This window comes from Sphingobacterium hotanense (assembly GCF_008274825.1).
Lineage (GTDB): Bacteria > Bacteroidota > Bacteroidia > Sphingobacteriales > Sphingobacteriaceae > Sphingobacterium > Sphingobacterium hotanense.
On the sequence record NZ_CP030848.1, the window covers coordinates 2982631 to 2995484 of the forward strand.

Below are 12854 nucleotides of genomic sequence, written 5' to 3' on the forward strand. Positions count from 1 at the left end.
AAACTGTGTTTAGCGAAGACGGGTACAGCTGTTTCATTAAAAAACAAAAGTACAAAATCATTCCAATAGATTGGTAATAGTTTTTGGGATTGCATGAAGAATTTACCCTTTATCCCGCAAAAATTAGATTATTCGTCGTTCGGTGGAGCCGTCTTTATTCGCCCCAGCGAAAGGTATCGAGGTCTAATCCAATCATATCGAGCACGCGGTCTATTACCGTTGCAGCAAGCTCCTCAAAGGTCGCCGGGCGGCTATAGAACGATGGTGATGCCGGACAGATTATTGCACCAGCTTGGGTTGCCAATTGCATATTCTGGATATGTATAAGGTTTAATGGCGTCTCTCGTGTGACTAGGATTAATTTGCGACGCTCTTTTAGAATAACGTCTGCTGCGCGAGTCGTTAGATCGGAAGAAGTTCCCTGAGCAATTCTAGCCATTGTTCCCATGGAACAAGGTACGACGACCATGCTATCGAACTTGGCAGATCCCGATGCAAAAGGCGCCATGAAATCGTTCTTCTGGTAGAATTTGAAGGGATAGTTATTGAAGGATTGATCGTCGAGCTCAAACTTCCACACGTCTTTCGCATTGTCGGACATCACAATGCCGACTTCGGCGATTTGATCTTGCAGAGCCACTAATTTATCCAACAGTACTTTTGCATAGATGGAACCACTTGCTCCCGTAATTGCAACGACAATCTTCTTCTTTTTCGCCATAGCACAAAGCTAGGAAAAACTTTCTTGATTTGCTTATGAGGTGGGGTGAGATTGGAAGGTGTAGATATGAGCTAAATGCTATCAACAGTTATCTTGAAGCAAGAAGTAAATTGATCTATCGAAGCTGGATTTAATTGAACACGATGAGAAAAGCTGCACTTAATTTTCGTAGAACAAATAGTTCTCTTTAGTGAGAATATCGATAGGCATGGGCTTATAACCTTCAAAATTTTCCTTCTTTAGAAAGTATCGATAAAGGTAATTCAGCGCAAAATACCCCTGCTTATCCGGACGTTGGCAGATCAGGAAATCGACGATTCCATCCGCGAGATATTCGACGTTTGACGATAAGAAGTCGAATCCGATAATGGGTGGCTTTTTCAGATCGGGGTGATCAGCGTAGAAACGCCCAAGAAACGCAACGCGCGAATTTGTAAAGAAAATCAAATCAGGGTCATACTTCTTAATGTTGATTTTCAGTTCCAATTCTACTTCTTCGTATTCATTATATGGGATATCAACGATATCGATATTGATTGAAGGATCATAGCTTAGGAGATACTCTTTAAAACCATCAATCTTGGTATCCAAATAACGATAGTTCTCAATACCCTTAGCCACATTTAACACTAGGATACTCGACTTTGGTTTCACCAAATAAGAAGTTAAATTACCTGCCAACCGTCCTGTGCTATAAAGATCCGGACCAATATAGCCAAGTGTAGATTTCGTCGGTATATCGGAGTTAATATAAATGGTTTGCATTCGTCGTTGATGGCAGACCTGCACAAACTCTTCCGTCTCTTTGACAAAGATTGGAGCAATAACAACGGCCGTAAAATTCTCCGAGAGGAGCTCCTCAGTTTCTTTTCTAAAAGTTGTCACATCCTCTTGATCGTATAAAAATATTGTTGTTATGATTCCAAAAGGCTGTAACTCTTCTTTGCCTTTATTAATCCCCTCTAAGCAAAGCGCCCAATAACCGGTCTGGAATGAAGTCTTGGGAATAATAACCGCAACGTGAATATTATTTTTTACAGAAAGGCTTCGAGCAAAAAGATTAGGCTGATAGTTATGCTCTTTAATAATCGCCAAAACACGTTGCCGAGTTGTTTCGGAAACGTCTTTTCGATTATTAAGAACACGATCGACCGTCGCAATCGAAACATTCGCCAACTTAGCTATATCTTTAATACCGAAATGTTTCTTATTTAGCTCGCCTGCCATGAGTAGTTATTTTTTTAAAAATTGAAATGGTTTTCCAGTCACGAATTCGCCTATACTTTTCTTTTCAGAATTCGAAACCTATAGAAACCTGATTATCCAAATATATCATCTTGTGCATTAAGTCCAAAATTCCTTTTAAAATCGCCGCATCTTCCCATAATTTCCCGTTACAGTCGTAATAATTAACAATAAAACACGAAACGATTAAATAATTTCACTTGAATTACAAACGGAGCATATTCGAGAATTAGCAAATTATTAGCTGTAAACACTTATTACAACGAAAATTACAATGCTCTTTTGCAATCCTTATGATAATCGAAACTTTACTAAAATATTGCTTTATTCTAAGATAAGGCGGTATTAACTCAACATTAGTCATAAAAAAAGGGTCGAATAAAGAATATATTCGACCCTACATCTACCTATGAAAAACATGCCCTTGGGGAGGGCATTACAAAAGTAGTTATTTCGTGATAAATATATATAGGGTTGCTTAATAAAAAACACTACTTGTAGCTATTTATCTACAAAATTTAAATAGTGTTCGTAAACGTTAAAAAAGATTTGTATACAATAAGGAAAAATAACATTAAGAAAAATACCAAAGTAATAGAAGAATGGCTTTAATAACGCTAATTTAACTTTTTTTTATTTATTTCGTAATATAAAATGCCCGATATGAGTTTGACAGTTTTAGAGGAATATATTGAAACGGGGAACCATCAAGACTTGAATCTTTTGTTGAGTAAAAACCCAGATTTATTAAAAGAAAGTACGAGCCACGAAATATCACCCTTGCTCTTGGCTTGCTATTATAATAAAACGCAGATTGTTCAGGTTATGCTCAAATACTTATCCAGCATTACCATACATGAAGCATGCGCAGCAGGACTCAGCGAGCAGGTGCGATTTATGTTGGAACAAAAACCAGATGTCATCAACGAAGTTTCCTCTCATGGTTTCTATCCAATCGGGATAGCAGCTCATTTTGGACAAGAGGAGATCGTCAGGATGTTACTGCGTAGCCACGCGAACCCAAACGCGGCTTCTAAGAATGGGTATCAAGTCTATCCAATTCATGCAGCATTGAGCGCACAGCAAGATAATATCGTAAAGATGTTGATTGAAGCAGGTGCGGAAGTAAATGTAGTTCAATCTTCACATATCACACCAATGCATCTTGCTGCGCAGCAGGGCAACATTGATTTGATTATTATTTTGCTTGAACATGGGGCAGATATCAGCGTTAGAAACGAATTTGGTCAAACCGCATCCGACCTTGCTGCCGAAAAAGGTTTTCATGATATAGCCGAAATATTAAAGAGCTAAATACGATTAATGATTGAAGCGCCAATGCCGCAGTGTAAACAGCGCTTCTTTTCGCAATAGGCACTCCACAACTGCAGCACCGCCTGACTATCCAATGCAGATTCCAAAGGTAACCCTAAGCTCTTATAAGGACGCACCAGTTTATTGATCTCTACAGGAACCTGCTCTAACCATTCTAACGCACGATTTGCTAGGTAGCCATCGCCCATATATTTCCCATAGGAAAACAATATCAGAGAAAAGCTATTAATCACCAGCAGATGGAAGAAATCTTTGGATATTGCTGTGCTATGCCCTACGGATTCCTTTTCAAAATGATAATGATTCGACCAGAATGCTGGAATCTCTAAATTATCTACAAAATATCGAATCTCCTCCAAGGATTCGGTTGTAGTTATCCAAGAGAACCACGAGGATTGATGTGTATAAAGAGAAGCAAGCTGCGCAAGTTTGAAAGTCTGGAAATTTGCAGGGCGCATCCGCATGAACTTCCATTGATAAGGTGATAGACTATCCAATCCATGGAGCTTTTCAATATATGCGTATTCCTTTTGCAGCTCCTGCACATAGCTTTCTCTACCTGGCACCTTTTGTAGCAAACCGGCTTGTCCGAAGAACAATGCATGAATTTGTTGAGGTTTATGAGCAAATTTTTTCAGCAGCTTTAAGTTCAAAATCCTACTCTGCGCCATAAATTGCTCTTTGTTTACCTTCATCCCAAATGCAGATGCTATCAGAATCAAAGTCACTCTTTCCCAATCGCCTTGAGTTTCGTTCAGAAGGATTTTGACTTGTTCGTAGCGGGTTTCTAGGCGCTCTACAACAGTGCGTTGCAGCACCTGCACCTTAATATGCATCGGCACATTCTTAATGTCATATGCGCAGGGAATAGGATTTATATTCTGCAACAAGTTATTTGCTTTCCAAACGATATCCGGCTCGATTAACTCTCTAAGATTCAAACTAGGCAGCAGCGAACCATCTGCTAAATAACAGGGCTCCTCTCCCTCCCATATCACGTGTAACACCACCGAATTATAAGCTGGGTTTTGGTGATGTCCGTGAATAATCCAATCCTTTGCAGACACATGCACTTCTACATTTCCGCAGATATAGATATCCTCTATGAAAAGCAATGCGCTTTGAAAATCGGGACCTGCATCTTGATTCCAGTCTCCGGGATGCAAAATTCGGATTGGTAGCCCCGCCTTAGTAAACAAGGGTATCTGGCGAAATAATCTAAAACGTCAAATAAATTGCAAGATATCTTCGGAAATGCGCACATCCGAACATAAAGAACAATTATTAACTTAAATGCAAAAAATTATTAGGAATGAATTAAGGTTTGAAAACTATCGGAACCTACTTTTACCAGGTTCCATTCTTCACCTTCGATATGTGGGGCTGGGATACCATCGGACCACGTTTCTGCAGATCGGAAAATTCGGGCTTCGTCCCACAAACCCGCATCTATAAACATATCTAAGGTTTTCTTGCCGCCTTCGATGATGATTGACTGCACATCCATCAAATATAATTGGTAAAGGATCTGTTGAGGCAAATAAAGATCGAAATTCTCGAGCTCCACAAATTTAAGATGCCCTTGCCACTCTGTCTTTACGGCATTGAACACGATGGTCTCCGCCTGATCATTCAAAATAGCAAAATCCTGAGGAACGGCTAAATTTTTATCTATCAATATTCGCTTGGGATTCGTTCCTTTCCAATCACGGACTGTGAGACTTGGATTATCAAGAATCGCCGTATTCTTACCAACCAGGATAGCATCCTCTTCGGCTCGCCATTTGTGAACCAACTGCTTGCTCGCAATATTCGATATCCATTTCTGTGCGTCTTCAAGCGGCGCAAAAAAACCATCAGCCGTTTGTGCCCATTTTAAAATGATATAAGGACGTGATTTCTCCAATTTTGTAAAAAATCGACGGTTTATCCATTTTGCTTGCTTTTCCAGCAGTCCAACCTCGGTCTCCATTCCAGCATCTTGAAGTTTTTTTAAACCTGCGCCATTAACTTTGGCAAAAGGGTCTAAACATGCGATAACAGCTTTCTGAAAGCCCATATTAACAAGAAGATCTGCGCAGGGAGGTGTTTTCCCAAAATGGGCGCAAGGCTCCAAACTCACATAAATCGTTGCCTCTCTAAACATCGCCTTCGCCTGTGTTTCGCCATACCGCTCAATCGCTTGATTAACCGCATTTACTTCCGCATGAGCTCCACCATAGGGAGAAGTGAAACCCTCACCGATGATTTGATCTTGAAATACAATTACTGCCCCAACCATAGGATTCGGGCTTGTTGTCCCTCCTCCTAATACCGCCAAATCCAAACAGCGCTGCATGTAATCTTGATCACTCATCATAGCGCAAAACTATTAATTATATCGTTAAAAACACAGTTTACTATTGATTTTTGTAGGTTTGTAAAATGGTAACCTTATTGAAAATTCGTCAAGAATTTGTTGAAAAACTTGGCGAAATCTATGACCCAGAAGAAGCTAAAACCTTGTCTCAGATCGCTGTCGAAGCAGTCACGGGTTGGAATCGAATGCAGCAAAATATACAACTTCAAACTGCCCTCGATAAAGAAGTGCTGAATGCATTATATGACATACTGCAAACATTACAAGCAGGGAAACCCATACAACATATCTTTGGCCACGCTCCTTTTTACAATATGGATTTTAAGGTCAATCAACATACACTAATCCCCCGACCGGAAACGGAGGAACTAGTCGAAATGATTCTTGCCGACCATGAGGGCCAGAAAAATTTAAAAGTTGTCGATATCGGAACGGGTACTGGATGCATAGCCATCAGCCTTCAGAAACATTTATCCAACGCTACAACGACTGCACTCGATGTTTCTAGCAAGGCGCTGGAAATTGCACGTGAAAATGCACAGCGATTGGAAGCAAAGATTGATTTCCGTTGTTTGGACATCCTAGAGTGGGAATTGTCTTTTGGAGAGGGAAAGTTCGACATTATCGTCAGCAATCCGCCTTATATCACGCAGTCCGAGATGCGCGATATGCATCAAAATGTTTTACAACATGAGCCACACACAGCTTTATTTGTCCCTGAGGAAGCCCCGCTCCTCTTCTATGACTATATTGCCGATTTTGCGCTATCCCACCTCGCACCTGATGGAACTCTTTATTTCGAGATTAATCAATACCTCGCTGAGGAAACAAAAGCGCTAATGCTAAAAAAAGGCTTCTCCACGGCAGAAATCTACAGCGATATAAACAATGTTCCTAGAATGTTGAAAGCCGCTTTATAGCGCTTTAGTACAAGGAGTTTAAATGTATACATGGAAATCGATTCAATTATGCCTCGTTCCATCAAACTTCATTCGAAAAAAAACAGTAAGCTCTCGAAACAACAAAAGATTGGACTATTTTTTCAAACTGAAAAACAACGAGTTAAAAATTAGAGTCGCTTTTTTTAACAAAAGATTTGGTGTGTATGGATGATTTTTCTACCTTTGCATCACTTCAAACAACGAAGGGTACTACAAAAGTACAAGATTCCGTAGCTCAGCTGGTAGAGCAATACACTTTTAATGTATGGGTCCTGGGTTCGAATCCCAGCGGGATCACAGAAAAAAGCTCAATCGAAAGATCGGGCTTTTTTTGTTAGTTCCAATTTAAGTTTTATTACTTAGAGCTGTTGCAAGGCTTGCTTTACGGTCTCCTTGTTGGGCTTAGAAATCGGTATTTTTTCTCCAGATATTAAAAGTAGCATACCACCGTCCTCTTTTAACCAGCTTTTTACGTATTTTGGATTGACTAAATGGCTTTGGTGAGTTCTTAAAAATCCGCTGGGACACAGTAAATCGGCATATTCCTTAAGTGATTTAGAAACCAATATTTTTTCACCGCTCGAAAGGAAAAAGTGAGTATACGTATTATCTGCTTCGCAACGTACAATTTCTGATAAAGCAACATACCTTATTTCGCTTTGCATTTGTAGGGCAATCTTACTAATGTTCGTTTCAGGTATTTTTATTTGTTGCAGTAAAAAATCGAGCTGCGAAGTTTGTATTTGTTTTGCCAATTTATATCCGGCTTTATTTACCGCATTCACCAATTCCTCAATATCAATAGGTTTTAAAAGATAATCTAAAGCGGCAAATTTTACAGCTTGTATTCCGTATTGGTCGTAAGCGGTAACAAAAATAACTTCGAAATTACGCGTTGGAAGTAGTTTTAGCACATCAAAACCTGTTTGCTCGCCCATTTGAATATCCAGAAACACTAAATCCGGCAAATATTTTTCAATCGCGTCAACCGCATCACTTACATTTCGTGCCGTTGCGATTATAGTTACCTGCGGACAGTGCTTTTCTAACAAAGTCGACAGGTTTTCTACGTTGGAAATTTCGTCATCTATTAAAACTGCTCTCATTATATTATAGCCAATCGGTTAATATTAAGCTTATGTTAGTCCCGTTAGTAGTTGATTGTATAGCTAAGGTAAAGCGATTTTCTTTATAAATTCGATTTAATAGCGCTATTCTACTGTCACTTAATTGAAGACCTAAACCATTATTCTTTTTCCCTGTGTCAAATCCATTTCCATTATCGGTAATAGTCAAGACCAGATCATTTGCTTGCTTAATAAATTCAATGATAATTTTTCCAGCAGTAGCTTTTTGCGATATGCCGTGTTTCACCGCATTTTCTACAAAAGGCTGTAACAGCATACTTGGTATTTCCATGTTAGCTAAATCTAAGTCTTCGGAGTGATTAATTTCGTAGGTAAAGCCGAACCGCAATTGCTCCATTTGCAGGTAATCGTCCAGTAAAGTTTTTTCTTGTGACAAACTAACCAGTTCTTTGTTATCAAGCACGTTGCGCGTTAACCGGGCAAATTTAGCAAGGTATTTATTCGCATTGTCTGTTTCGTTTTTGTTCATCAAATTTTGGATGCCGGAGAGCGCATTAAACAGAAAGTGAGGGTTTAATTGGGAACGAATGGAGTTAAGTTGAAGCTTTGCGATGTTCTTTTGCGCCTCTTTTTCTGCCAATAATTTTTTGCTTCTTCGTTTGATGTAAACCATTATCAAGCCTGCTATAGTACCTAATAGGGCGCAAGTAATGCCAATGTATTTCCCTAACTCTCCTGATGTATAGCTTTGCTTGTCCAAGGTAATGGAAAGCGTATGCCGGGTTGCGTAATTTTCTATTTCTTTTGGAGAAATATCGTAATCAAGGTATCTATCCCATCGAATCAATGGCTGAATGGTAATTTCATAATCTCCTGATTTTTTGAAAACACTTTTATCCATCTTCACATAAGGTAAATGAACGTCATACCCATCAATATCATCCATATATCCACCGTATTGCCAAGCTGTTGATTCGAAAACTATGCTGTTTGTTCGCTTGTCTTTTATGGAGATACCGTAGAGATAATCAATATCTGATTTGTCTTTTACAATAGTCAGTTCATCGTCTTTTTCATTGAAAGTAAGGTTTGTGCTATCTTTTGGCGCTAGTATACGGGCGTAGTCAACACCTTTGTCTGTTGCAAAGCGTTTTGCAAGAAGTTTGATTTTCGCTCTTGGAATAGGCTTCCCATAAAAAACAGATTTATCGATAATAAGAGGTCTTTCGATACTGTAGACCAATATTGTAAAAGTTTTGTCCTTTATAGGAAAAACACCAAGTGTTGTAGAACGGAATATTTCGTCTTGCCATTCATCGTCTTTCCTGACGACATCTTTTAATTCGTCTTGATTGATCGACTTATTTACCACGATCGGTTTATTATCCTCCAAGATAGTGTACCGATAGTGCTGTACGCTATCTGTCTGTCTAAGATAAATCTGGACACTTACATGGTTGACTTCCGGCAAATAACTAAAATAGGTATTGGGTTGGTTCGGAAATATATTGGCATAATAGACATTTTTTGCTGAACTGTCTACGTTCATGAGTAGTCTTCCTCCCGCAGCGTAGTTGTGATAAAAGTTGATTCCTTTCTGTGCATCTACTGTTGATAGCGTGATAATGAAACTGAGTAATGTAAAGATGATCTTTTTCATGGCGTTGAGTTTAATTTTCATCAAACTTGTCACAATAACAGCAAAACTAAAACCATAAAACAGCAACGGCAATGTTTGAATTAGTAAATGTAGTATTTTGTGCAGTATTTGAATATTGCAAACGAGAACATCCTATTGTTGGATACTAGTCCATGGTGGGGGCGAGTGTAAATGGGATTATGTCTAATATTACCTTTTTATTTTCTGACTATGCATATCGTTTTGAAATGTACTATCTTTCAGTTGGTTTAATCTTCTTAAATCTTCCAAAAAAGAGTTCGAGTTCTGTACCAGTGGGTCACTTAAGGAGACACCAAGTAAGGGTTGTCTCCTTTTTTTATACCAATAAAATCCTGTAACCCAAACCGTTATAGTCCGGTCAATTATAGTTCGATTTTCGCGACTGAAATTTTCAAGCTGATCCGAAGATTCCCTAAAAAACTTGCTTTAAGACATGGTTATCCCCTTTTTTCTAAAGTTCGATTTCTCTTTAAGGTTTCGGTATCTTTTCTTTCTCGTCTTTTTTATGATTTTTTGCCATGAGATAAAGGAAGTCTACTATAACCGTAGCCTCATCATCGTCAACTTGAATACCATTTTTTGCTAATATCGCAATTGCCCGTCTAATTGAAACCTTTTTATCTGTAAAATTCATATTCATTGTTTTTTTGATTGTCATTTTATCGATAATATTTTTGATAATCCGCCATGCAATTCTAAAGACATATCTCCTGTCTGGAAATTAATATGAAGCGGAGCAATAAGGCTGACAAGGTGCTTTTTGTCCGCTGTGTCTAAGCTCGGAAATCGTTTAAGAATACGGACAAAGGAACGGTTATCCAACAGGCTTTGTTTACCGATACCCTCTAATTTAATATTGATATCGTTCAGTTCCCTTTTCAGACATTTGGAATTGACATGGCATTCTCTTTTTACCGCATTGTAATCATCGGATTTTAGCACATCAGCTACAAATAGCTTTCGGGCTTGGGAAAGTGTCGATTCCTGTTCAATCAGTTTTCTAACAACTATATTTCGATGCTGTGAATACATTGCCTTTATCGTACCTGTGTTCCAATCTTCCAAGATGCTCTTGAATAAATCCATCGCTCCGGATGAAAGTGCCAGTTGCCCAAGTTTACGTTCATAGCACTCGTTCAGAAAGAGTGCATTGATTCTTGTCTTGCATCTTTTTTGACAATGGTAATATGGATATCTTTTGGTTGAACCTCGGGAAAAGCTTCCACTGAGCTTTTTATGACAGATCGGGCACTCTAAAATTCCCCTTAGATAAAACGTTGCCTTCAAATCGTCCTTTTGGGAAGTAATCCTTCTCTTTGTGTTGATTATCTTCTGAACCTCATAAAACAGTGCTTCGGAAATCAATGGTTCATGGATTCCCTTTACCATGTACCCTCCCTCTGATTCAGATTTAATTGGGATAAGACCACAGTATGCAGGATTGCGTATAAGGCGGAAAAAGTACGAACGGGAACATTTCAACCCTCTACCGGCAGCCATCTTTCGAACTTCCTCAATCCTATGGATATTCTTGGCAAGTTGGAGAAAGACCCACCTTATGATACCTGCCTCGGGTTGATTTGGTGTAATGATTTTCTTGCCATCTACTGTTGTCAGATTAATAAAGCCCAAAGGAGCTTTGCTCGGATATCTACCCATCTGTTTTGCCCGACGGATGCCGTTTGCCGTATTCATTGCCCGTCTACTGTTTTCCGCTTCCAGTACAGATAGATAAACGGCAAGCATGACCGTACTTTCCGGTACGGAAAAGTCTATGGGTTGGTCAATCGCCATAGCTGTCGTTCTGTATTTTCGAAGCATACCTATCATCTCATAGGCATATTCAACATTTCGGCTAAACCTGTCCCATTTGATGAATAATATGTTTTGGTCCTCTTTTGGTTTACTTTTGACAGTTAAAAATAGTTTTTTCCATTCAGGTCGGTTGAAATTCTTGGCGGAGAAGTCTTCACGATAAACCCCCTTGACTTCTATATTGTTATACCGGCAATATTTTAGTAGTCGATCTTCCTGTTCCGGCAAAGAATATCCTTTTCTTTTTTGCTCGTCCGTACTGACACGGATATATAGGTAAGCAGTTTTCATTTGGATAATGTCTATGATTTAGCCACAAGATTATTATTTCTTTGAGACTTTCAAAGATTTGGAAATCAATTAATAATGAAATAATTTAATCAGTCCTCAAGTTTAAAATTATTCATAGGTAGCTTTTTCGAGTTTGTTCGTCGTGTTTACATGAATGTAGAGGATCGCTGTTGACATTACTATTTCAAAATGGCACATGCATATTATCCGGAAGTTGATTATATGCATTGATAACCATGAAAATCACATTTCAAATACGGTTTTCCGTAATCTAAGAGGCTTAAACTTTTAGTATATTTGCATGAATAATAACACTAATTAGTGAAAAAAACCAATATTTAAATTTAAATATTCTTAATATCGCTATGAATATGAACTTATTTTTTTTGCCTAAAAAATAACTTTACCGTCAAACCAAAAACAAATGAAATATTTAAATGATACTGCAATCAAAAACTTTAGAGAAACTCAGACTGCTTATAAATGAGGAAACGGAATATCGTAAAGGTCCAAAACTGGTTTCATTTTTCAACGAACTGGGGTTTAATGATTCCTATGGTGACGGTTTTCCTTCTAGATGGGCATATACAGATGACCGGTTATCGAAAATAAATGGCACTCCGGAAATTGATAAGTGCATTAAAAAACTTTTTGCGCCTATCAACTTTATTGGTCGGTTCGATGAATTAGACATACACATTTCCGCATTCAATGAATACCTTGCTTTCGATAAATGGAAAGTTGTAAGGCAGGGTACAGAAATAAATTTTGCTCCAGCAGATAAAATCACTTTTACAAGTACAAAATCAACAAACCTAGATTCTGAGGACGACTTTTTAAACAAGGATTTTAATGAGGTCTCTATAGCCGCAATCGGACTGGATGCATCGGTTACTGTTGTTTTAGAACTTCGAATAGCAGAAATTAAAAAGTGTATGCTGGCAAATAGTCCGTTATCGGTAATATTCATGTGTGGCAGCACACTCGAGGGCATCCTGCTCGGTCTAGCAATACAACATCCCAGAACTTTTAATACAGCTGTGACAACACCCAAAGACCATGAGTCGAACAAACCAAAACCATTTCCTGCATGGTCATTAAACAATTTGATAGATGTAGCCTGTGAGACCGGCTTCTTGAAACAGGACGTGAAAAAATTCAGTCACTCGTTGCGAGACTTTAGGAACTACATACATCCCTATGAACAAATGAATTCTGGTTTCAATCCTGACAAACATACTGCAGGTATTAGTTGGCAGGTTTTGAAAGCTGCAGTTTTTCAGATTAGCAATGCCCAAAAACTCAAAGCTACTTCAAAATAGATAGCTACTCACAGAAATAGATTGATTTACAGCTCATTTCTAAATATTTTTTAGCT

Annotated in this window: 10 protein-coding genes, 1 tRNA gene and 1 pseudogene; 4 read left to right on the top strand and 8 right to left on the bottom strand. The window is 38.5% G+C overall.

Going from position 1 to position 12854, the window contains the following annotated elements; all coding sequences use genetic code 11:
* Positions 1-154 precede the first annotated feature (154 nt).
* On the bottom strand, positions 155-721 hold the full coding sequence (locus DSM08_RS12580) for a UbiX family flavin prenyltransferase (RefSeq protein ID WP_149526491.1): 567 nt from the start codon (positions 719-721) through the stop codon (positions 155-157).
* Between the two features lie 159 nt (positions 722-880).
* Positions 881-1948: a substrate-binding domain-containing protein gene (locus DSM08_RS12585; protein WP_149526492.1), complete on the bottom strand. Its 1068-nt coding sequence runs from the start codon at positions 1946-1948 to the stop codon at positions 881-883.
* Between the two features lie 681 nt (positions 1949-2629).
* Between DSM08_RS12585 and DSM08_RS12590 the strand changes: the two genes are divergently transcribed.
* On the top strand, positions 2630-3280 hold the full coding sequence (locus DSM08_RS12590) for an ankyrin repeat domain-containing protein (protein WP_149526493.1): 651 nt from the start codon (positions 2630-2632) through the stop codon (positions 3278-3280).
* Here the strand turns inward: DSM08_RS12590 and DSM08_RS12595 are convergent.
* Together DSM08_RS12595 and ribD are read right to left on the bottom strand one after the other, a co-directional pair.
* Positions 3277-4512, bottom strand: a pseudogene (locus DSM08_RS12595) (DUF2851 family protein); the annotation flags it as partial. The gene DSM08_RS12590 and the pseudogene DSM08_RS12595 sit on opposite strands and share 4 nt — an antisense overlap.
* 95 nt (positions 4513-4607) lie before the next feature.
* Entirely contained in the window at positions 4608-5660 is a 1053-nt protein-coding gene (ribD, locus tag DSM08_RS12600; RefSeq protein ID WP_317131775.1) for a bifunctional diaminohydroxyphosphoribosylaminopyrimidine deaminase/5-amino-6-(5-phosphoribosylamino)uracil reductase RibD, read from the bottom strand.
* Between the two features lie 65 nt (positions 5661-5725).
* On the opposite strand from ribD, the gene prmC reads away from it, so the two are divergent.
* Together prmC and DSM08_RS12610 are read left to right on the top strand one after the other, a co-directional pair.
* Positions 5726-6580, top strand: coding sequence for a peptide chain release factor N(5)-glutamine methyltransferase (gene prmC / locus DSM08_RS12605; protein WP_149526495.1), 855 nt, complete (start codon positions 5726-5728; stop codon positions 6578-6580).
* A 245-nt stretch (positions 6581-6825) separates the two neighbouring features.
* Positions 6826-6898: transfer RNA gene (locus DSM08_RS12610), tRNA-Lys, on the top strand.
* Positions 6899-6960: 62 nt separating this feature from the next.
* Here DSM08_RS12610 and DSM08_RS12615 read toward each other — a convergent pair.
* The 4 genes from DSM08_RS12615 to DSM08_RS12630 form a co-directional block, all read right to left on the bottom strand.
* The gene (locus tag DSM08_RS12615) at positions 6961-7707 is read right to left on the bottom strand and encodes a LytR/AlgR family response regulator transcription factor (protein WP_149526496.1); all 747 of its coding nucleotides are present in this window, start codon (positions 7705-7707) and stop codon (positions 6961-6963) included.
* Between the two features lie 4 nt (positions 7708-7711).
* Positions 7712-9349: a sensor histidine kinase gene (locus tag DSM08_RS12620; protein WP_149526497.1), complete on the bottom strand. Its 1638-nt coding sequence runs from the start codon at positions 9347-9349 to the stop codon at positions 7712-7714.
* Between the two features lie 490 nt (positions 9350-9839).
* Complete coding sequence (locus DSM08_RS12625; protein ID WP_149526498.1) at positions 9840-10004, bottom strand: PTS sugar transporter subunit IIBC; 165 nt, start codon at positions 10002-10004, stop codon at positions 9840-9842.
* Between the two features lie 20 nt (positions 10005-10024).
* Positions 10025-11476, bottom strand: a complete 1452-nt coding sequence (locus DSM08_RS12630; RefSeq protein WP_149526499.1) for a recombinase family protein — start codon at positions 11474-11476, stop codon at positions 10025-10027.
* A gap of 437 nt (positions 11477-11913) precedes the next feature.
* On the opposite strand from DSM08_RS12630, the gene DSM08_RS12635 reads away from it, so the two are divergent.
* Positions 11914-12798: a hypothetical protein gene (locus tag DSM08_RS12635; RefSeq protein WP_149526500.1), complete on the top strand. Its 885-nt coding sequence runs from the start codon at positions 11914-11916 to the stop codon at positions 12796-12798.
* Positions 12799-12854: the final 56 nt, after the last annotated feature.

Excerpts from the sequence above, each read along its gene's own strand:
- DSM08_RS12580 (WP_149526491.1), bottom strand. The coding sequence starts at position 721 with ATGGCGAAAAAGAAGAAGATTGTCGTTGCAATTACGGGAGCAAGTGGT.
- DSM08_RS12585 (WP_149526492.1), bottom strand. The coding sequence starts at position 1,948 with ATGGCAGGCGAGCTAAATAAGAAACATTTCGGTATTAAAGATATAGCT.
- DSM08_RS12590 (WP_149526493.1), top strand. The coding sequence starts at position 2,630 with ATGAGTTTGACAGTTTTAGAGGAATATATTGAAACGGGGAACCATCAA.
- ribD (WP_317131775.1), bottom strand. The coding sequence starts at position 5,660 with ATGATGAGTGATCAAGATTACATGCAGCGCTGTTTGGATTTGGCGGTA.
- prmC (WP_149526495.1), top strand. The coding sequence starts at position 5,726 with ATGGTAACCTTATTGAAAATTCGTCAAGAATTTGTTGAAAAACTTGGC.
- DSM08_RS12615 (WP_149526496.1), bottom strand. The coding sequence starts at position 7,707 with ATGAGAGCAGTTTTAATAGATGACGAAATTTCCAACGTAGAAAACCTG.
- DSM08_RS12620 (WP_149526497.1), bottom strand. The coding sequence starts at position 9,349 with ATGAAAAAGATCATCTTTACATTACTCAGTTTCATTATCACGCTATCA.
- DSM08_RS12625 (WP_149526498.1), bottom strand. The coding sequence starts at position 10,004 with ATGAATTTTACAGATAAAAAGGTTTCAATTAGACGGGCAATTGCGATA.
- DSM08_RS12630 (WP_149526499.1), bottom strand. The coding sequence starts at position 11,476 with ATGAAAACTGCTTACCTATATATCCGTGTCAGTACGGACGAGCAAAAA.
- DSM08_RS12635 (WP_149526500.1), top strand. The coding sequence starts at position 11,914 with ATGATACTGCAATCAAAAACTTTAGAGAAACTCAGACTGCTTATAAAT.